Here is a 19,730-nt window from a genome sequence, read left to right as displayed (position 1 = left end):
GCCGGAACACCGGCGCACAGGGAGCGGATCGACGGGCGAAGGAGGGAGCCGGAGCGATGGGCGACCACAAAGAACAGCCCCTTCGGGTGGGCGCGGCCGTGCGCCGGCGGCGCCGCGCGCTGGAGCTCACCCTCGCCGTCGTGGCCGAGCGCAGCGGCCTGTCGGTCCCGTTCCTCAGCCAGGTCGAGAACGACCGGGCGCGGCCCAGCACGAGCTCCCTGGAGAAGGTCGCCGACGCCCTGCGCACCACCGCGGTCGAACTCCTCGCCGCGGCCGACCCGGCGTGCAGCGTGGACGTCGTCCGCGCCGACGACACCGAACCGCTGCCCCAGCCCCGGGCCCGGTCCCTGGTGCGCGGCCACCACCAGATGCACGCCTCCGAGTTCACCGGCGACCACGACCCCGGCCGTGAGTTCCAGTACCGCAACGACCAGTTGATGTACGTCGCCGACGGCGCGGTGGAGATCGAGGCGGAGGGCCGCGCCTACCGGCTCGGTCGCGGCGACACGCTGTACCTCACCGGCGGTGTGCGGCACCGCTGGCGGGCGGCGGAGTCCGACACCCGGGTGGTCGTCGTCGCCGTGGCGGAGCACATCGAGGCGGTCCGGGACCGGCCACGCGGGTGAGGGTCGTCTCGCTGGTCCCGTCGCTGACCGAGGCCGTGGCCCGGTCAGCGCCCGGTGCCCTGGTCGGCGTCACCGACTGGTGCACGCATCCGTCCGGCCTCGACGTCGTACGCATAGGCGGCACGAAGAACCCCAAGACCGACCGGATCGCCTCCCTCGCTCCCGACCTGGTGATCGCCAACGAGGAGGAGAACCGCGAACCCGACCTCGCGGCCCTGCGCGCGGCGGGCGTCGAGGTCCTGGTGACGGAGATCCGCGACGTGCCGCAGGCCTTTCGGGAACTGGCGCGGGTCCTGGACGCCTGCGGGGTGGCGGCGCGCCCGCGCTGGCTCGACGAGGCGGAGGAGACCTGGTCGTCCCTGCCGCCGCCCCCGACCCGTCTGACGGCGGTCGTACCGATCTGGCGCCGCCCGTGGATGGTCCTGGGCCGCGACACCTTCGCGGGCGACGTCCTCGCCCGCCTCGGCGTCGACCACCTCCACGCGGCGCACCCCGACCGCTACCCCCGCATCCCGCCGGCGGAACTCCGGGCGTCCGCACCGGACGTGGTGATCCTCCCGGACGAGCCGTACCGCTTCACCGCCGACGACGGCCCCGAGGCTTTCCCGGGCCTGCCCTGCGCGCTCGTCAGCGGACGGCACCTGACGTGGTACGGACCGTCGCTGGCCGAGGCGCCACGGGTACTGGGCCGGGCCCTGCGAGCAGCTCGCCCCTGAGCAGCCCGCGCACGGTGCCCACGACGGCGGTGCCCCACGCGGCGACGAGCACCGTGTACAGCACGACCGCCGGCCCCGCGTAGGCCACGAGCCCGGTGTGCCGGCCCAGCGCCTCGGCGCCCGTGACACAGGTGCCGACCGGGAAGGTGAACGACCACCAGGTCATCGAGAACCGCATCCCGTGCCGCCGGGCGCGCAGCACATGGGCGGTGGCGAGGCAGAACCACAGCAGCGCGAACCCCATCACGGGCACGCCGTAGAGCACGGCGAGGACACCGAAGCCCTGGCTGTACGGCGCCGGTACGACCCCGGGGGCGACGTCCGCGAACGCGCCGACGGCGGTCGTGGACTGTCCGAGCGGCCCCAGCACCAGGAACAGCGTCGGGGTGAGGGCGAGCGGCAGCGGCCCGCCGGTGATCAGCCGCCCGAAGACCAGCGGCAGCATGACCAGGGTCGCGAGCAGGCTGAGCCCGAACAGCGCGAAGCAGACGAGGAGCAGCGTCTCGCGGGCCTGACCGGGCGGCAGACGGTGCACCAGCGGCGGCCCGACGGCGGCGGACACCATGGGCGCGACGAGCGGCAGCAGCCAGACGGGCGTGGCCTGCCCCGGCTCGACCCGGTGCCGTACGGCCATCAGATACGGCACCGCGACGGCGGCGGCCAGCCCGAGAGCCGTTCCGGCGCCGAACATCACGGTGTCGAGCGCGACGGCCGCCCGCAGGCCGATCCAGTCCCGGCCGACGGTGAGGGCACCGCCACCGACGGCCAGCAGGGCCATGGCGAGGCAGCCGTAGAACGGGGCCGTCGCCGGGTCGAGGAGGTGGGCGCGGGCCTGGTCCCGGTGACGGGCCCAGTGCACGGCCCGGGCACAGAGCAGCGCGACGAGCAGGACCAGCGAGAGGGCCCAGACACCGGCCAGCACGACGCGCAGCCCGGGGACGTGCGGTGACAGGGCGGCCCCGGCGGTGGCGACGACGGCGGTGCCCATGACGGTGGCGTACCAGTTGGGCCCGAGGTGACGTACGGAGACTGCGCACGGAAGGGGCCGGGCTGCGGTGACCATGACTCCACGGTCGGGCCGCGGGCACCCCACCACCAGGGAGTAGGCCTCTATGGCGACATAAGCTGGGTTTATGAGCAGGACGGAAGAGCAAGGCGGGGTCCCGACCGCCGGGTCCCTGGCGCACCGGGTGCCGGATCTGGGCGCGTTGGAGCTGCTGCTGGCGGTGGCGCGGCTCGGCAGCCTCGGCGGGGCGGCGCGGGAACTCGGCATCACCCAGCCCGCGGCCAGCAGCCGGATCCGGTCGATGGAGCGGCAGCTCGGCGTGGCGCTGGTCGACCGGTCACCGCGCGGGTCCCGGCTCACGGACGCCGGTGCGCTGGTGACGGACTGGGCGCGGCGGATCGTCGAGGCGGCGGAGGCGTTCGACGTGGGGGCGCAGGCACTGCGCGATCGCCGCGACTCCCGGTTGCGGGTGGCGGCGAGCATGACGATCGCCGAGTATCTGCTGCCGGGCTGGCTGCTCGCGCTGCGCGCCCAGCGGCCCGACACGGCGGTGTCCCTGCATGCCGGGAACTCGACGGTGGTCGCGGAGCGGCTGCTGTCGGACGAGGCGGATGTGGGGTTCGTCGAAGGGCTGACGGTCCCGACGGGGCTGGACTCGGTGGTCATCGCGCACGACCGGCTGATAGTGGTCACGGCTCCTGGCCATCCCTGGGCGCGCCGGCGGCGTTCCCTGGCCGCGGAGGAACTGGCGTCGACGCCCCTCATCCTCCGTGAGAAGGGCTCCGGCACCCGGCAGGTCCTGGACGCGGCGCTGGGCGGGCTGGCCCGGCCGCTGATCGAGCTGTCGTCCACCACGGCGGTCAAGGCGGCGGCGGTGAGCGGGGCGGGGCCGGCGGTGCTGAGCGAACTGGCGGTGGGGGAGGAGCTGGCGATGCGTCGGCTGGTCCGGGTGCCGGTGGAGGGGGTCGCGCTGGCGCGGGACCTCAGGGCGGTGTGGCCGACTGGGCATCGCCCGACGGGGCCGGCCAGGGACCTGCTGTCGCTGACGCGGGGGTAGTTTCCTCGCCCCCGCCGCCCCTACCCGTCCCATCCCCGGGTGCCCTGCCCCTTCGACCCCGCTGGGGGCTGCGCCCCCAGACCCCGCTTCGGCCTGAACGGCCTCGTCCTCAATCGCCGGACGGGCTGGATGTGGCTCGGCGTAGCGTTTCGAGCCGGCCTCCTGGCCGACCGATTCGGGTGGCGGGTGGGCACAGGCCGGGGGGCCCAGGGGGCGGAGCCCCCTGGGAGCGTGCGCGCACCGGCTCAGGTCACCCCCGCCGCCTCCACCAGTGCCCGCATCACGCGCACGTCCTCGCCCATCTCCGGATGCCACTGCACTCCCAGCACCCAGCCCTGGCCGGCCGGCAGTTCCAGGGCCTCCACCGTGCCGTCATCCGCGTAGGCCGACGGGACGAGCCCCTCGCCCAGGCGGTCCACGGCCTGGTGGTGATACGACGGCACCGACGTCTCCTCCGGCACGACACCGGCGTACAGACTCCCCGGCACCGGCTTGACGGCATGGCTGCCGAAGACGCCCACGACCTCCGCATGCCCGTCGAGGTGCTGCACCAGCGTCCCCCCGAGGGCGACGTTCAGCAGCTGCATACCCCGGCAGATGCCCAGCAGCGGCACACCCGCCGCCAGCGCCGCGTCGATCAGGGCCAGCTCCCACGCGTCCCGCTCCCGCGCCGGCGGCCCGGTGCGGGGATGCGGCTCGGCGCCGTACCGTACGGGCTCCACATCCGGCCCGCCCGCGATGACCAGCCCGTCCAGCCGGGCCACGGCCTCGGCCGCGTACGCGGCGTCGTCCGGCGGAAGCATCGCGGCCAGGCCGCCCGCTCGCTGCACGAGCCGGGGGTAGCCGACCGGCAGCAGCGCGGCCTCCAGTTCCCACACCCCCCACCGCGCACCGGACTCAAGATAGGTGCTGACACCGATCAACGGCCTGGCCACCAGAACTCCCTCAACGGTCGACGCCTCAGTCCCGTGTCAACTCTGCCTCGGCCGCGGCCAGTGCCGCGAACTCCTCCTCCGGCGCCTTCGCCACCAGCCGCTTGCGGCTGTACAGACCGAAGTACGCGATGGCCACGACGTACACCGCGAGCGCGATGAACGCGGCCGTCACATCCACCAGGAACGTCGCCACCAGCGCCGCACAGGCCAGCACCAGGGCGACGGAGGAGGTCAGCACCCCGCCCGGCGTACGGTACGGCCGCGGCAGCTCCGGCTCGCGGCGGCGCAGCACGATGTGCGACAGGGACATCAACGCGTAGGAGATGGTCGCGCCGAAGACCGCGATGTTCAGCATCCGGGCGCCGTTCCCGGACACCGCCGCCAGCACGAAGCCGATCGTCCCGGGCACCAGCAGGCCCAGGTAGGGCGCCTTGCGGCGGCTGGTGAGGGACAGGAAGCGGGGCAGATAGCCCGCGCGGGACAGGGCGAACAGCTGGCGCGAGCCCGCGTAGATCAGGGAGAAGAACGACGCCACCAGGCCGGCCAGGCCCGCGTAGTTGACGATCCGGCTCAGCGTCGTCGCCTTGCCGTCCGGCTGGAGCGCCTCGACCAGCGGGTTGCCCGCCTCCTGGATCGCCGCGGAACCGCGTGTTCCCGCCGCCGCGACGAAGGTCACCACCGCCAGCACGACCAGGATGCCCATCGACCAGCGGATCGCCTTGGGCAGCGTACGGGCCGGCTCCCGCGTCTCCTCGGCGGCCAGCGGCACGCCCTCGACGCCCAGGAAGAACCACATGCCGAACGGGAACGCCGCCCAGATGCCGAGCAGGCCGAACGGGAGCCAGGAGCTCGACCCCGCGGCGGAGGAGTCGACCGGGATGTCGTCCAGCGAGGCGAACGAGAAGTCGGGCAGCGCCGCCAGTGCGAACACGACCAGGGCGACCACCGCGATGCCCGTGACGACGAAGCTGAAGCGCAGCGCCTCGCCCACGCCCCAGAGGTGGATGCCGAGGAAGATCGCGAAGCAGACCAGGTACACCGGCCAGCCGGACTCCAGGCCGAACAGGCCCAGCGACTCGACGTAGTCGCCGATGAAGATGACGATGGCGGCCGGCGCGAGGACGTACTCGATGAGGATCGCCGTACCGGTCAGGAAGCCGCCCCACGGGCCGAGCGCCCGCCGGGCGAAGCCGTAGCCGCCGCCCGCCGTCGGCAGGATCGAGGACAGCTCGGCGAGGGCGAAGACCATGCACGCGTACATCGCGCCCATGAGCACCATGGCGATCGCCAGGCCGCCGAAGCCGCCTTCGGCCAGGCCGAAGTTCCAGCCCGAGTAGTCGCCGGAGACGACGTAGGCGACGCCGAGGCCGGTCAGCAGCACCCAGCCGGCGCTGCCGCGGCGGAGCGCTCTGCGTTCCAGATAGTCGTCCGCCTGCGCGGCGGCGGGTGTGCTGGTGGATTCCTGGGACATGGGCAGACTCCCGACGGGCAGCGGACACGGAGTCGAGCGGGCTCCGGCTCAATGGAATGGATCCATACCTTTTCGGTGCCGACCGGAGAATGGCAATACCCGTGCGTTAATCGCCCGTAAATCCTCACGCGCCGCGAACCGCGCCCGGCTCAGCCGAGGAAGCCGCGCAGCAGCGCCGCCGTCCCCGCGCAGTGCTCCCGCATCATCTCCCGCGCCCCGTCCGCGTCCCGGTCCAGGACCGCCTCCACCAGGGCGGTGTGCTGCCGCTGCGAGTGCTCGAGGTTGCGTACGAGCAGCGGGATGCAGTCGAGCAGGTCGTTCACGGTGGCCCGTACCGCCGCGTACTGCGCGGTCAGCGTCGGTGAGCCGCACAGCTCGGCCAGCGTGAGATGGAGCAGGGTGTCCTGCCGCCGGTAGTCGCCCAGCGGCGCGTCGTGCGTGCGGGACAGCGCCTCCCGCAGCCGCACCTCCTGCTCGTCCGACAGGCCGTGCGTGGCGCACAGCCCCGCCGCGCCCACCTCCAGCACCTCCCGGAACCGCAGCATGTCCTCCAGGTCGACCTCGGCGATCCGGCGCCGCAGCTCGTCCTCGCCGCCGGCGTCGTTGCGCGGCAGCACGAACGTGCCGCCGTACCGGCCCCGCCGCGACTCCACCAGCCCCTGGTCCTGGAGCACCTTCAGCACCTCGCGCAGCGTCACCCGGCTGATCCCCAGCCGCTCCGCCAGCTCCCGCTCGGCCGGCAGCCGCTCGCCCCCCGGCACCAGGCCCAGCCGTACGACCTGGAGGATCTGCTCCAGTGCCTCCTCGAAACCGTTGCCCGCGCGCACCGGCCGCAGCACCGGCGTCAGCCCGTCCCGCGTCCCGCCGCCAGCTTCCTCCGGCATGTGGCCGTACCCCCTTCCCAAGCAATGGTTCTCAGGAATACCTTATGGCTTCCGGCGGAACCAGAGCCAAGGAGGCCCTCCCGTGGCAGACCGCACACCCCCGCTGAGCGTCGAGGAGCTGCATGCCCTCGTCGCCGGCGGTGAGATCGACACTGTCGTCCTGGCCTTCCCCGACATGCAAGGGCGGCTCCAGGGCAAGCGGTTCGCCGCGCGCTTCTTCCTGGACGAGGTCCTCCAGCACGGCACGGAGGGCTGCAACTACCTGCTCGCCGTCGACACCGAGATGAACACCGTCGACGGCTACGCGATGTCCTCCTGGGACCGCGGCTACGGCGACTTCGCCATGCACCCGGACCTGAGCACCCTGCGCCGCGTCCCCTGGAACGAGGGCACGGCCATGCTCCACGCCGACCTCGCCTGGAACGACGGCTCACCGGTCGTCGCCGCACCCCGCCAGATCCTGCGCCGCCAGCTGGAGCGCCTCGCCGAACTCGGCTACACCGCCCAGGTCGGCACCGAGCTGGAGTTCATCGTCTTCAAGGACACCTACGAACAGGCCTGGGACGCCAACTACAGAGGCCTGACCCCGGCCAACCAGTACAACATCGACTACTCGGTCCTCGGCACCGGCCGCATCGAGCCCCTGCTGCGCCGCATCCGCAACGAGATGGCGGCCGCCGGCCTCACCGTCGAATCCGCCAAGGGCGAGTGCAACCCCGGCCAGCACGAGATCGCCTTCCGCTACGACGAGGCCCTGGTCACCTGCGACCAGCACGCCGTCTACAAGACCGGCGCCAAGGAGATCGCCGCCCAGGAGGGCATGTCGATCACCTTCATGGCCAAGTACAACGAGCGCGAGGGCAACTCCTGCCACATCCACCTCTCGCTCGCCGACGCGGACGGCAACAACGCCATGGCAGGCGACGGCGAGGACGGCATGTCGGACGTCATGCGCCACTTCCTCGCCGGCCAGCTCGCCGCGCTGCGCGACTTCTCCCTCCTCTACGCCCCCAACATCAACTCCTACAAGAGGTTCCAGCCCGGCTCCTTCGCCCCGACCGCCGTCGCCTGGGGCCATGACAACCGCACCTGCGCACTGCGCGTGGTCGGCCACGGCCGCTCGATGCGCTTCGAGAACCGGCTGCCGGGCGGCGACGTCAACCCCTACCTCGCCGTCGCCGGGCTGGTCGCGGCCGGACTGCACGGCATCGAGCACAAGCTGGAGCTGCCCGAGCCCTGCCCCGGCAACGCCTACACCGCCGACTTCGCCCACGTCCCCACCACCCTGCGCGAGGCCGCCGAGCTCTGGGAGAACAGCCCCATCGCCAAGGCCGCCTTCGGGGACGAAGTCGTCGCCCACTACCGCAACATGGCGCGCGTCGAACTGGACGCCTTCGACGCCGCGGTGACCGACTGGGAGCTGCGCCGCTCCTTCGAACGCATGTGAGGTCCTACTTGTCTTCCGAGCACCTTCTGGAAGTACTGAACCCCGCGACCGAGGAGGTCGTCGCCGCCATCGCCGGGGCGACCCCGGCGGACATCGACGCGGCCGTCACCCACGCCGCCAGGGCACAGCGGATCTGGGCCGCCCTCACCCCCGGTGACCGCGCCCGGCTGTTGCGCCGCTTCGCCGCCACCGTCGACCAGCACTTGGAGGAACTGGCCCGGCTGGAGGTCCGCGAGGCCGGGCACCTCATCGGCAACGCCCGCTGGGAGGCCGGCAACGTCCGTGACCTGCTGGACTACGCGGCCGGGGGAGTGGAGCGGCTCACCGGCCGGCAGATCCCGGTGCCCGGCGGCCTGAACGTCACGATCCTCGAACCGCTCGGCGTCGTCGGCGTGATCGCGCCCTGGAACTTCCCCATGCCCATCGCCGCCTGGGGCACCGCCCCCGCCCTCGCGGCCGGGAACGCGGTCCTCCTCAAGCCCGCCGAGACCACCCCGCTCACCGCCCTGCGCCTGGCCGAACTCGCCCTGGAGGCCGGACTCCCGGAGCACCTCTTCCAGGTGCTGCCGGGACGCGGTGACATCACGGGCGACGCCCTGGTCCGGCACCCCGGAGTCGCCAAGATCGTTTTCACCGGTTCGACCCGGACCGGGACGCGCGTCGCGGCCCTCGGCGCCGAACAGGTCAAGCCCGTCACCCTCGAACTCGGCGGCAAGAGCCCCAACATCGTCTTCGCCGACGCCGACCTCAAGACCGCCGTCGACCCCTTCTCCTTCCTCGACAACTCCGGCCAGGACTGCTGCGCTCGCACCCGCATCCTGGTCCAGGAGACGGTGTACGACGAGGTCCGCGAGCTGCTCGCCGAGACGCTGGCCGCCGTGGTGGTGGGCGACCCGGCCGACGAGAAGACGCAGATGGGCCCGCTGATCTCCCGGCAGCAGCTCGACCGCGTCCGCGGCTTCGTGCCCGACGACGCCCCGGCCCTGCGCGGCAGCGCACCCGAGGGGCCCGGCTTCTGGTTCCCGCCGACCGTGCTCACCGCGGAGCGGCCCGACTCGGCGGCGGCCTGCGAGGAGATCTTCGGCCCGGTCGCCGTCCTGCTGCCCTTCACCGACGAGGCCGACGCGATCCGGCTAGCCAACGACACCCCGTACGGCCTCTCCGGCTCCATCTGGACCCGGGACGTCGGCCGCGCCCTGCGCGTCTCCCAGGCCGTCCGCGCCGGCAACCTGTCCGTCAACTCCCATGCCAGCGTCCGCTACTGGACCCCGTTCGGCGGCTACAAGCAGTCGGGCGTCGGCCGCGAGCTCGGCCCCGAGGCCCTGGCCGCCTTCACCGAAACCAAGAACGTCTTCATCAGCACGGAGGGCCCCGCACAGTGACCGCTCAGGAAAGCATCTGCCGCCGGCTGGTCGGCCGTACCGCCGTCGTCACCGGAGCCGGCAGCGGCATCGGCCTCGCCGCCGCCCGCCGCCTCGCCTCCGAGGGCGCGCACGTCGTCTGCGCCGACGTCGACGAGGTCCGCGGCAAGGCGGCCGCCGAGGAGACCGGCGGCATCTTCGTCAACGTGGACGTCACCGACCCCGAGCAGGTCGAGGCCCTCTTCAAGACGGCCTACGACACCTACGGCAGCGTCGACATCGCCTTCAACAACGCCGGCATCTCCCCGCCCGACGACGACTCCATCCTGGAGACCGGGCTGGAGGCCTGGAAGCGCGTCCAGGAGGTCAACCTCACCTCCGTCTACCTCTGCTGCAAGGCCGCCATCCCCTACATGCGGCGCCAGGGCAAGGGCTCGATCATCAACACGGCCTCCTTCGTGGCGAGGATGGGCGCCGCCACCAGCCAGATCTCGTACACGGCCTCCAAGGGCGGCGTCCTCGCCATGTCCCGTGAGCTGGGCGTGCAGTTCGCCCGGGAGGGCATCCGGGTCAACGCCCTGTGCCCCGGACCGGTCAACACCCCGCTCCTCCAGGAGCTGTTCGCCAAGGACCCGGAGCGCGCCGCGCGCCGCCTGGTGCACATCCCGCTGGGCCGGTTCGCCGAGGCCGAGGAGATCGCCGCCGCCGTGGCCTTCCTCGCCAGCGACGACTCCTCCTTCGTGAACGCCACCGACTTCCTGGTCGACGGCGGGATCGCGGGGGCGTACGTCACACCCCTGTAATAGCCGTGCCCTGACGGCCGGACTCTCGCTCTACAGTGCCGGGATGAGCATGACGCCACCGCCCGGCTGGTACCCCGACCCGCACGGCCCGCATCTGGAACGCTGGTGGGACGGCACGGCCTGGACCGAGCACCGCCGTGCGGCCGGGGCGCCCGTTGGCCCGGTGCCCCCGCCCAGGGGCGGCGGCACCGGGCGCGCGAAGGCCGTCGCCCTCCTCGCCGCCGGAGCCGTCCTCGTCGCGGCGATCGCCACCGGAGCCGTCGTGCTGAGCGACGACGGTGACGGCACGGAGCCGAGGACGGCCCCGACGTCCGCGCCCCCGGCCACGACCGACCCGCCGGAGCCGGCTCCCGAGGCGTCCGCGTCGACGTCCGAGCCGTCCGCCGACGACCCGGCCGTCGTCGAGGACCAGCTCAACGGCGTCACCTTCCCGCTGCTCGACGGCTGGGTCCGGCCGCAGCACGTCGCCCAGGACGACGTCGTCATGACGACGGACGGCACCTACGACTGCCCCGCCGGCGTCGGCCTCTGCCGCCACGGCCTCGTCTTCTCCCGCACGGTGACCGAGAACGACGAGAAGTCCCCCGAGGCCCTCGCCAAGGCGGACATCAAGGACGCCGCCGACGAGGCCTACGACCGCGACGAACTCGGCCGCGAGCTCTACGGGGGCATCGAGTCGCACCAGGTCGTCAAGTCCGGGCCGGTCGCGGTGGCCGGCCGCGCCGGATACCTCGTGCGCTGGCGCGTGCGGACCGCCAAGGGGCCGGGCGGCTACGTCCAGTCGCTCGTCTTCCCGTCCAGCGTCGGCACCGAGTCGCCCGTCCTCGTCCGCTACGTCTTCGACGCGGGCGAGGACGGACCGCCGCTCGCCGACATGGACCGCATCACCCAGGGCATCCGGCCGTTCGGCGACGCGGACACGGGCGGCGGTGTGGGCAGCAGCATCGGCCCTTCGGACTGAACGGCCGGCCTTGTGAACCTGACCGGCTACAGGAACGTATGACCCTCGCCGCGGTACGTCGGCACGGTCGCCGTCACCGCGTCCCCCTCGACCAGATGCAGCACGTCGAACCGCTCGCACAGCTCACCGGCCTTCGCGTGCCGGAACCACACCTTGTCACCGATCAGCAGGTCGTCGGCGGGCGAGCCCAGCAGCGGCGTCTGCACCTCACCGGCCCCCTCCTGAGGGTCGTAGCGCAGCCCCTCCGGCAGATACGGCACGGGCAGCCGGTCGGGCCCGGCCGCGCCGGAGGCGGGGTATCCACCACCGAGGACCGTCACCACCCCGACGCCCGGCCGCCGTACGACGGGCTGGGCGAACAGGGCCGCCGGACGGCCGCTGAACGACGTGTAGTTGTCGAACAGCCGCGGCACGTACAGCCCCGACCCGGCGCCGATCTCGGTCACCGCGTCCTCGGACGCCGTGTGCTGCACCGAGCCGGTGCCGCCGCCGTTGACGAACTCCAGGCCCGGCACGACGGCCCGCACCGCACGCACCACCTCCGCACGCCGCTCGGCGAGTTCACGCTTGGCGGCGGCCTGCATCAGCCGGACGGCACGGGACCGCAGCGGCCGCCCCGCCACCGCGTCCCCGACACCGGCGACGTGCCCCTCGTACGCCATGATCCCCACGACCTCGAAGCCCGGCCGGCGGGCCACGGCCCGGGCCACGTCGGCGACCTGGGCGGGGGAGTGCAGCGGCGAACGCCGGGCCCCGACGCGCACCCGCCCGCCGAGCAGTTTCAGGGAGGTGTCCAACTCCAGGCAGACGCGCACGACTTCACGTCCGCCGCCCCGCGAAGCGTCGATCAGGTCGAGCTGGGCGACGTCGTCGACCATCACGGTGACGGCGGCGGCGAGCTTGGGATCACCGGCGAGTTCGGCGTACGCGGCCCGGTCGGCGGACGGGTAGGCGAGCAGCACGTCGTCGAACCCCGAGCGGGCCAGCCACAGCGACTCGGCGAGGGTGAACGACATGATCCCCGCGAAACCGTCCCGGGCCAGGACGCGTTCCAGCAGCGCCCGGCACCGCACGGACTTGCTGGCGACCCGCACGGGCTTGCCCCCGGCGCGACGGACCAGGTCGGCGGCGTTGGCGTCGAAGGCGTCCAGATCCACGATCGCGAGTGGGGCGTCGAGATGGGCGGTGGCCCGGTCGTAACGGGCCCGGTCGGAGGCGCGCGCAGTCATGAACGCAGCCTGCCAGACAGGATTACCGCAGGGTAGGGGGACGTTCCGGGCAGATGCCCCGGGCTCGTGGACTGGTTCCCGTTCGCGCAGGAACAAGCCGTAGAGTGACGCGCACGTACGGCGGAGCGGCGCCGGCCGGGTTTCCGCGCCGGGATGACGCTCCATCCGTACGGGTATGTGTGCCCGGGACGACTCAGTGCCGGGCCTCGGGCAGGACGACACCGGCCCGCGCAGCACGCAGCGGCCCGGGTACGAGGAAACGGGGGGTGCATGAGCACGGAAGCACGGCGTGCCTCTTTCCCCTCGCGTCCCAGCAGTCCGCCACGGCCTTCGCATGCCCCGAACTCGCCCGAGGACGCCCGGACGGCATCTTCCGACGCGGCCACGGGTGACGCCCCGTCGCTTTCGGACGACGGGGGGCGTTCCGGCGTCCGTGGGCCGAGTGCGGGGCCGGCCGGCAGGCCGACCCCGGGTACGCGGCGCCCGTCGCCGGAGCGGGGCACGGGCCCGTCAGGGTCTGCTGCCGCCGGCCAGGAAACGGGCGCTCGGGTCGGTGGCGCGGCCTCCGGCGGGGCCGACGGCTCGAACGGCCGTACTCGTTTCCCCAGCTTCGGCGACACCATGGCCCGGCATACCGAGCCCACAGCGCCGCCCGCGCCCCGCGCTTCCGACCGCTTCCCGGACACGCGGCCCAGCGTCGGCCGCGTGACGCGACCCGAGCCGGACAGGCCGTCCACCCCACCAGCCGCCCCTCCGCGACCGCGTCACCTCCCCACGCCGGGCTCGTCCGGCGGGCCGGGGCGTTCGGACGCTCCGGGCGGGGCCGCGTCGGAGACGGCAGGCCGGTCGGGGGGCGCCCCCACGTCACGCCGTACCGGCGCCCCCGCCGAGAACTCCTCGGAGACGACCGCACGCCTGCGACCGGTCCCCGCCGACCCGTCACCCGCCGAGGGAGCCGAGCGCCCGTCCTCCGCGCCTGCTGAGTCCTTCGGCCGCCCCGGTTCCGTGCGGCCCGGTGTTCCGCCGCGCCCCTCGCGGGAGCCGCAGATCAGTGCCGGAGCCGACACCGGTGCCACTGCCGGGGGCATGCGCATGCCCCCGGCGCCCGCCCACCGGCCCACCAGCGTGTCTCCCGACCCGTCCCTCTCCTGGAGCGCCCCCCTGACCCCCGGCCCCGCTCCCGCCGGCACACGACCCGTCGTGTCCTTCGGGGAGCCCGAGGGATACGACGGCGACGCGCGGCCCCGGCCGCTCGGGCGGCGCGGGGCGTCCCAGGCCGCCGCTGCCGCCGTCTGTCTCGTGCTCGGGCTGGGGCTCATCTCGGGCGCGGTCACCGGGAGCTGGCTCGTGGGGGACTCCGGGGAGGAGGGCTCGCGCAGCACCTTCACCACGGCCGGCAGCCTCTGGCACAGCGTTCCCGTCGACCAGCTGTTCCCGCCCACCGTGCAGGGCCAGGGCGCCGGCCCCGGCGGAGCCGACCGCACCTGGACCCGTATCGCCGTCGCCCCGGACAGCGGCTGCAAGGACGCCTTCGACCCCCTGCTGCGCAAGGCGCTCGCCCCCGTCGGCTGCGAGCGGCTCCTGCGCGCCACCTACACCGACGCCACCGAGAGCTACGTGACCACCGTCGGCCTCCTCTTCACCACGGCCGACGCTCCGGGCATGACCTCCCTCGCGAACCGTTTCCGCAAGGAGCGCCTGGACCGCCGCAGTGACCTGATGCCCCTGCCGTACGCCGCGAAGGACACGCCCGCCGCCCACTTCGGCCCTGAGCAGCGCGCCGCCTGGACCGTCTCCGTGCTGACCGAGGCCCCGGTGGTCGTCTACGCCGTCTCCGGCTGGGCCGACGGCCGCACCGTCGACGACCCGCAGCCCGCCGAGGACGCCATGGCGTCCGGCGCCACCACCGCCTCCGCGCAGGCCGGCCTCGGGAACGAGGCACAGGGCCTCGCCGACCGCGTCGAACGCGGCCTGCGCAAGAACGTCCGCTCGGCCACGGAGCAGCCGTCGTGAAAGCCGCCAGGAAACCGGCCGGGAAAGCCACCAGGAACCCGGTCGGCACAGCAGCCAGGGCCGGCCGGTCCGCGGCGCTGAGCGTCCTGCTCGCCGCCGGCCTCGTCCTTCTGCCCTCCACCACCGCCCACGCCGACGGCATCCGTGCCCAGCAGTGGGCCCTGGAGGCCATGCACACACAGGAGGCCTGGCAGACCACCGAGGGCGAGGGCGTCACCGTCGCCGTCCTGGACACCGGCGTCGAGGCCGACCACCCCGACCTGATCGGCAACGTCCTCACCGGCGAGGACCTGGTCGGCTTCGGAGCCGAACGCGGCGACCGCGCCTGGGCCCGGCACGGCACTGCCATGGCCGGCATCATCGCCGGGCACGGACACGGCCCGGGCAACGCCGACGGCGTCCTCGGCATCGCCCCCGAGGCGAAGATCCTCCCCGTCCGCGTGATCCTGGAGGACGGCGACCCCTCCCGGGCCAAGGCCCGCAGCACCCGTGGCAACGCCCTCGCCGACGGCATCCGCTGGGCCGCCGACCACGGCGCCGACGTCATCAACCTCTCCCTCGGCGACGACTCCGTCTCCGCGCACCCGGAACCCGCCGAGGACCAGGCCATCCAGTACGCCCTGAAGAAGGGCGTGGTCGTCGTCGCCTCCGCCGGCAACGGCGGCGAGAAGGGCGACCGCATCTCCTACCCGGCCGCCTACCCGGGTGTCATCGCCGCCACCGCCGTCGACCGCGCCGGCACCCGCGCCCCCTTTTCCACCCGCCGGTGGTACGCCACCGTCAGTGCCCCCGGCGTCGACGTCGTCATCGCCGACCCCGACCACAAGTACTACGAGGGCTGGGGCACCAGCGCCGCCGCCGCCTTCGTCTCCGGCGCCGCCGCCCTGGTCAGGGCCGCCCACCCCGATCTGACCCCGGCCCAGATCAAGTCGCTCCTGGAGGACACCGCCCGCAACGCCCCCGCCGGGGGCCGCGACGACTCACGCGGCTTCGGCTTCGTCGACCCGGCCGCCGCCATCAAGGCCGCCGACCGGCTGAAGCCGCAGGGCCTCCGCTCGGCGGCGTACGGCTCGAAGTACTTCGGCAGCGGCCCGGACGACACCGGCTCCGGCGACGACACCGCCGACTGGGCCGCCCCCCTCGCGGGCGGCGCGGGCGGCGTCCTGCTGGTCGCGGCCGTGGTCCTGTGGCGCGGCCGCCGCGCGAGCCGCGACGACTTCTAGTCACCGGGCACCAGGACCGCCCGCCGAGGCGGCGGCACCCGGCCTATAGGGTCGACGACCGTGGCGAACAAGAACATCCCCGACTCCGGCTTCTCCGACGACGACGGCTCCGCCGACCCCCGGCTGAGCGCGGCACTCGCCGCCTGGTCCGAGGACCGCGGTGCCGTGGGCCCGGTCCTCGACGCCCTCAAGGGCGCCCGGCTGCTCGTTCCCGTCGTGGCCGTGCTCGGCGAGGTCGAGGAGGACGAGCGGGGACTGCGCCGCGAGAAGACCAGCGACATGGCCGTACCGACCCTGAAGGCCGGGAACCGCACCGCCCTCCCCGCCTTCACCTCCACCGACTCCCTCGCCCGCTGGGACCCGGCGGCCCGCCCTGTCGCCGTACCCCTGCACCAGGCCCTGCAGGCCGCCGCGCACGAGAAGGCGGACACGGTCGTGCTCGACCTGGCCGGACCCGTGCCCTTCGAACTGACCGGTCCCGCCCTGCTCGCCCTCGCGGAGGGCCGTTCGACCACCGACCCGCTCACCGACCCGGCCGTCGTCGAGGCCGTACGCGACGCCGTGGCCGCCGAGCCCGCCGTCCTGCGCGCCCACCTCGGCCCGGGCCAGGCCGACGGCACCCTCGCCCTGGTCCTGGACCCGTCCGCCGCCCCCGCCGAAGCCGCCCGGGCGGTCGCCCGGCGGCTCGCCGCCGACGAGACACTGAGGGCCCGCCTGGTGCGCGGCCTCGACCTGGCACTGCTGCCAGCCGGGGCGACGCCACCGGGCGAGCCCTTGTACGAACGCTGAGGCGGGGATCTGTCGGACAGGCCTAGCCGTAGACCGGGCCCGTGTACTTCTCGCCCGGGCCCTTGCCCGGCTCGTCCGGGACGAGTGACGCTTCGCGGAACGCCAGCTGGAGCGACTTCAGACCGTCGCGCAGGGGCGCCGCGTGGAACGAGCTGATCTCGGTGGCGGACGCGTCCAGCAGGCCGGCCAGCGCGTGCACCAGCTTGCGGGCCTCGTCCAGGTCCTTGTGCTTGTCGCCCTCCTCGGTCAGACCGAGCTTCACAGCGGCGGCGCTCATCAGGTTGACGGCGACCGTCACGATCACCTCGACCGCCGGGACCTCGGCGATGTCGCGGGCCATGGCGTCGAAGTCGGGGGACTCAGGAGGGGTCTCACTCATGCCCCACACGATAGGCGCAGGCCGGGGCGTGCGCCGTACCAGGCCCCGGGGCGCCACAATTAGCCGTTCCTGGCCATTGCTGGTAATCTCGTGTAACGACCGGTCGGACCCGCATGCCTCGCGGCCCGCGAGCCCGACCCACAAGTGGAGGCTTTCGAACTCCCACCTGACCGCCCCCAGGGCGGCGGGTCACCGGTCAGACGGTCCCGTCCCAGCGGCGGTGATCCGTCCGAAATCGCGCCCCGCGGCTCCCGCGGCGGTGCTCCGGTAGTTCGAGGAGCCCCGCCTGGGAATCGTCCGGGGCATTTTTTGTGCTTCGGCGCGGTTAGGTCTATCGAACAGAGACGTTACGCGGCCGTCCGCCAGACCGTCGCGTGGTGCTACCGAGGAGGATCCATCAGCGCCGAGCCCCGCATCAACGACCGGATTCGCGTTCCCGAGGTGCGACTTGTCGGTCCCAGTGGCGAGCAGGTGGGCATCGTCCCCCTGGCCAAGGCACTGGAGCTTGCGCAGGAGTACGACCTGGACCTGGTCGAGGTCGCGGCGAACGCCCGTCCGCCCGTGTGCAAGCTCATGGACTACGGGAAGTTCAAGTACGAGTCGGCCATGAAGGCCCGTGAGGCGCGCAAGAACCAGGCGCACACGGTCATCAAGGAGATGAAGCTCCGGCCGAAGATCGACCCGCACGACTATGACACCAAGAAGGGTCACGTCGTTCGGTTCCTCAAGCAGGGCGACAAGGTCAAGATCACGATCATGTTCCGTGGTCGCGAGCAGTCCCGGCCCGAGCTGGGCTACCGACTGCTCCAGCGGCTCGCGGAGGACGTCGCAGACCTCGGTTTCGTCGAGTCGAACCCGAAGCAGGACGGCCGAAACATGATCATGGTTCTCGGTCCGCACAAGAAGAAGACCGAGGCGATGGCCGAGGCTCGTCAGGCGCAGGAGGCCCGCAAGGCGGAAGCGAAGGCCAACCCCGGCCGCTCGCAGAACGCCGCGGAAGCCGACGCGGACGTCGAGGCGCCGGCCGAGGAGCCCGCCGAGGCGTGACCCCTGGGACGCGAGTCCCAGGAAGCAACCGAAACAAGACGACGCTCCACCGTGCCCGGTTTTCGCGACCGGGCACCGGAGCGCCACCGACGAGGAGAGAACGGCGCTATGCCGAAGAACAAGTCGCACAGCGGGTCCAGCAAGCGCTTCAAGATCACCGGCTCCGGCAAGGTGCTCCGCGAGCGTGCCGGCAAGCGCCACCTGCTCGAGCACAAGTCGTCCCGTGTGACGCGTCGCCTCACCGGCAACGCCGAGATGGCCCCGGGCGACGCCAAGAAGATCAAGAAGCTTCTCGGCAAGTGACGTCCCGGCGCGTGAGCGCCGTACGTCAGGACCGGGACCCTATCGATTTCGGGCCGTGTGAGGACCACCGCGGCCCCGCTACAAGGAGTTAAAAAGTGGCACGCGTCAAGCGGGCAGTGAACGCCCACAAGAAGCGCCGGGCGATCCTCGAGCAGGCCTCCGGCTACCGCGGTCAGCGTTCGCGCCTGTACCGCAAGGCCAAGGAGCAGGTCACCCACTCGCTGGTCTACAACTACAACGACCGCAAGAAGCGCAAGGGTGACTTCCGCCAGCTGTGGATCCAGCGCATCAACGCCGCTGCCCGCGCCAACGGCATGACCTACAACCGCTTCATCCAGGGTCTGAAGGCCGCGAACATCGAGGTCGACCGCAAGATCCTGGCCGAGCTGGCCGTCAACGACGCCGGTGCGTTCGCCGCGCTCGTCGAGGCCGCCCAGAAGGCGCTGCCGAGCGACGTCAACGCCCCCAAGGCGGCCTGACGCCGGCTCCGAGCCGATGTGACGGAAGGACCCGCAGGCCACTGGCCTGCGGGTCCTGCTGTGCAGCCAGCTACTGAGAAAGCGAACGCAATGTCCCCCGCCACCCCTGAGCTCATCTCCCCCCGGTCCCCCCGCGTCTCCGCCGCGCGGCGGCTGGCGAAGCGGAACTTCCGGGGCAAGGAGCGGCTGTTTCTCGCGGAGGGGCCGCAGGCGGTCCGGGAGGCGGCCGGGCATCGGGCCGGAGGCGCGGCCACGCTCGTGGAGCTGTTCGCCACGCTGGAGGCCGCCGAGCGGTACGCAGACATCGTGGGGGCGGCCCGGGACGCCGGTGCCCGGGTGCACCTCGCCTCCGAGCAGGTCATCGCCGACATCTCCACCACCGTCACCCCGCAGGGCCTCGTCGGCGTCTGCCGGTTCCTGGACACGCCCTTCGAGGAGGTCCTGGCGGCGCGCCCCCGGCTCGTCGCCCTCCTCGCCAACGTCCGTGACCCCGGCAACGCCGGGACCGTGCTGCGCTGCGCCGACGCCGCCGGTGCCGAGGCCGTCGTCCTGACCGACGCCTCCGTCGACGTGTACAACCCCAAGGCCGTCCGCGCCTCCGTCGGCTCCCTGTTCCACCTGCCCGTCGCCGTCGGCGTCCCCGTGGAGCAGGCGGTCGAAAGGCTGCGGGCCGCCGGTGTGCGTGTCCTCGCCGCCGACGGGGCCGGTGACCGCGATCTCGACGACGAGCTCGACAAGGGCACCATGGGCGGGCCGACCGCCTGGGTCTTCGGCAACGAGGCCTGGGGTCTCCCGGAGGAGACACGCGCCCTCACGGACGCCGTCGTCCGCGTCCCGATCCACGGGAAGGCCGAGAGCCTGAACCTCGCCACCGCCGCCGCCGTATGTCTCTATGCGTCGGCGCGTGCACAGCGCGCCTCCGGAGGGTGCCGCTCCGTCACCGGGAACTAGTAGGGTGACCAGCTCAGGGACCCCTCTGTGGAGCCTTGGAGGTGGGGTAC

General features: G+C 73.0%; 20 protein-coding genes. 14 read left to right on the top strand and 6 right to left on the bottom strand.

Going from position 1 to position 19,730, the window contains the following annotated elements; translation table 11 throughout:
* Window positions 1-56: 56 nt before the first annotated feature.
* Both ACZ6TU_RS20920 and ACZ6TU_RS20915 read left to right on the top strand, forming a co-directional pair.
* Complete coding sequence (locus tag ACZ6TU_RS20920; protein WP_467675578.1) at window positions 57-626, top strand: helix-turn-helix domain-containing protein; 570 nt, start codon at window positions 57-59, stop codon at window positions 624-626.
* On the top strand, window positions 623-1,342 hold the full coding sequence (locus ACZ6TU_RS20915) for a helical backbone metal receptor (RefSeq protein ID WP_469550162.1): 720 nt from the start codon (window positions 623-625) through the stop codon (window positions 1,340-1,342). Before ACZ6TU_RS20920 ends, ACZ6TU_RS20915 begins: the two co-directional genes overlap by 4 nt.
* Here the strand turns inward: ACZ6TU_RS20915 and ACZ6TU_RS20910 are convergent.
* A complete protein-coding gene (locus tag ACZ6TU_RS20910) occupies window positions 1,254-2,405 on the bottom strand; it encodes a TDT family transporter (RefSeq protein WP_469550161.1) in 1,152 nt (383 codons plus the stop codon). The genes ACZ6TU_RS20915 and ACZ6TU_RS20910 overlap by 89 nt on opposite strands.
* Before the next feature lie 70 nt (window positions 2,406-2,475).
* Here ACZ6TU_RS20910 and ACZ6TU_RS20905 point away from each other — a divergent pair, with 70 nt between their 5' ends.
* The gene (locus tag ACZ6TU_RS20905) at window positions 2,476-3,405 is read left to right on the top strand and encodes a LysR family transcriptional regulator (RefSeq protein WP_469550159.1); all 930 of its coding nucleotides are present in this window, start codon (window positions 2,476-2,478) and stop codon (window positions 3,403-3,405) included.
* A gap of 245 nt (window positions 3,406-3,650) precedes the next feature.
* Here ACZ6TU_RS20905 and ACZ6TU_RS20900 read toward each other — a convergent pair whose 3' ends face one another.
* The 3 genes from ACZ6TU_RS20900 to ACZ6TU_RS20890 all read right to left on the bottom strand — a co-directional run bounded on the left by ACZ6TU_RS20900 (window position 3,651) and on the right by ACZ6TU_RS20890 (window position 6,695).
* Window positions 3,651-4,343 carry a gamma-glutamyl-gamma-aminobutyrate hydrolase family protein gene (locus tag ACZ6TU_RS20900; protein ID WP_469550406.1) on the bottom strand — a complete coding sequence of 231 codons (693 nt, stop codon included), beginning with the start codon at window positions 4,341-4,343 and terminating at the stop codon, window positions 3,651-3,653.
* A 22-nt stretch (window positions 4,344-4,365) separates the two neighbouring features.
* On the bottom strand, window positions 4,366-5,811 hold the full coding sequence (eat, locus tag ACZ6TU_RS20895) for an ethanolamine permease (protein ID WP_467675570.1): 1,446 nt from the start codon (window positions 5,809-5,811) through the stop codon (window positions 4,366-4,368).
* 149 nt (window positions 5,812-5,960) lie between these two features.
* On the bottom strand, window positions 5,961-6,695 hold the full coding sequence (locus ACZ6TU_RS20890; RefSeq protein WP_467675568.1) for a FadR/GntR family transcriptional regulator: 735 nt from the start codon (window positions 6,693-6,695) through the stop codon (window positions 5,961-5,963).
* A gap of 82 nt (window positions 6,696-6,777) precedes the next feature.
* Between ACZ6TU_RS20890 and ACZ6TU_RS20885 the strand changes: the two genes are divergently transcribed.
* Genes ACZ6TU_RS20885 through ACZ6TU_RS20870 form a run of 4 tightly spaced genes read left to right on the top strand, consistent with a single transcriptional unit; the run spans window position 6,778 to window position 11,267 of the window.
* Window positions 6,778-8,142, top strand: coding sequence for a glutamine synthetase family protein (locus ACZ6TU_RS20885; protein ID WP_467675566.1), 1,365 nt, complete (start codon window positions 6,778-6,780; stop codon window positions 8,140-8,142).
* Between the two features lie 8 nt (window positions 8,143-8,150).
* Complete coding sequence (locus ACZ6TU_RS20880) at window positions 8,151-9,524, top strand: aldehyde dehydrogenase family protein (protein WP_467675564.1); 1,374 nt, start codon at window positions 8,151-8,153, stop codon at window positions 9,522-9,524.
* Window positions 9,521-10,306, top strand: coding sequence for a 3-oxoacyl-ACP reductase (locus ACZ6TU_RS20875; RefSeq protein WP_467675562.1), 786 nt, complete (start codon window positions 9,521-9,523; stop codon window positions 10,304-10,306). The genes ACZ6TU_RS20880 and ACZ6TU_RS20875 overlap by 4 nt, the downstream gene beginning before the upstream one ends.
* 49 nt (window positions 10,307-10,355) lie before the next feature.
* Complete coding sequence (locus ACZ6TU_RS20870; protein ID WP_469550404.1) at window positions 10,356-11,267, top strand: DUF2510 domain-containing protein; 912 nt, start codon at window positions 10,356-10,358, stop codon at window positions 11,265-11,267.
* A gap of 26 nt (window positions 11,268-11,293) precedes the next feature.
* Here the strand turns inward: ACZ6TU_RS20870 and ACZ6TU_RS20865 are convergent, their stop codons facing one another.
* A complete protein-coding gene (locus tag ACZ6TU_RS20865; protein WP_467675560.1) occupies window positions 11,294-12,496 on the bottom strand; it encodes an amino acid deaminase/aldolase in 1,203 nt (400 codons plus the stop codon).
* Window positions 12,497-13,696: 1,200 nt separating this feature from the next.
* Here ACZ6TU_RS20865 and ACZ6TU_RS20860 point away from each other — a divergent pair.
* From ACZ6TU_RS20860 to ACZ6TU_RS20850, 3 genes are all read left to right on the top strand, one after another.
* Window positions 13,697-14,509 carry a hypothetical protein gene (locus ACZ6TU_RS20860; RefSeq protein ID WP_467675911.1) on the top strand — a complete coding sequence of 271 codons (813 nt, stop codon included), beginning with the start codon at window positions 13,697-13,699 and terminating at the stop codon, window positions 14,507-14,509.
* A gap of 77 nt (window positions 14,510-14,586) precedes the next feature.
* Complete coding sequence (mycP, locus tag ACZ6TU_RS20855) at window positions 14,587-15,732, top strand: type VII secretion-associated serine protease mycosin (protein ID WP_467675909.1); 1,146 nt, start codon at window positions 14,587-14,589, stop codon at window positions 15,730-15,732.
* A gap of 60 nt (window positions 15,733-15,792) precedes the next feature.
* On the top strand, window positions 15,793-16,521 hold the full coding sequence (locus tag ACZ6TU_RS20850; RefSeq protein WP_467675558.1) for an SseB family protein: 729 nt from the start codon (window positions 15,793-15,795) through the stop codon (window positions 16,519-16,521).
* A gap of 22 nt (window positions 16,522-16,543) precedes the next feature.
* On the opposite strand, the gene ACZ6TU_RS20845 is transcribed toward ACZ6TU_RS20850, so the two are convergent.
* Window positions 16,544-16,900: a DUF1844 domain-containing protein gene (locus ACZ6TU_RS20845; protein WP_467675556.1), complete on the bottom strand. Its 357-nt coding sequence runs from the start codon at window positions 16,898-16,900 to the stop codon at window positions 16,544-16,546.
* 396 nt (window positions 16,901-17,296) lie between these two features.
* Between ACZ6TU_RS20845 and infC the strand changes: the two genes are divergently transcribed.
* The 4 genes from infC (at window position 17,297) to ACZ6TU_RS20825 (ending at window position 19,680) form a co-directional block, all read left to right on the top strand.
* Window positions 17,297-17,947 carry a translation initiation factor IF-3 gene (gene infC, locus ACZ6TU_RS20840; protein ID WP_467675908.1) on the top strand — a complete coding sequence of 217 codons (651 nt, stop codon included), beginning with the start codon at window positions 17,297-17,299 and terminating at the stop codon, window positions 17,945-17,947.
* A 108-nt stretch (window positions 17,948-18,055) separates the two neighbouring features.
* Entirely contained in the window at window positions 18,056-18,250 is a 195-nt protein-coding gene (gene rpmI / locus ACZ6TU_RS20835) for a 50S ribosomal protein L35 (protein ID WP_059419477.1), read from the top strand.
* A 95-nt stretch (window positions 18,251-18,345) separates the two neighbouring features.
* Window positions 18,346-18,729 carry a 50S ribosomal protein L20 gene (rplT, locus tag ACZ6TU_RS20830; protein ID WP_365455709.1) on the top strand — a complete coding sequence of 128 codons (384 nt, stop codon included), beginning with the start codon at window positions 18,346-18,348 and terminating at the stop codon, window positions 18,727-18,729.
* 90 nt (window positions 18,730-18,819) lie between these two features.
* On the top strand, window positions 18,820-19,680 hold the full coding sequence (locus tag ACZ6TU_RS20825) for a TrmH family RNA methyltransferase (RefSeq protein WP_467675554.1): 861 nt from the start codon (window positions 18,820-18,822) through the stop codon (window positions 19,678-19,680).
* The last annotated feature ends 50 nt before the right edge of the window (window positions 19,681-19,730 follow it).

The sequence above is a fragment of the Streptomyces sp. NPDC052064 genome, from assembly GCF_055585925.1.
This window is presented reverse-complemented; position numbering and strand designations above follow the sequence as displayed.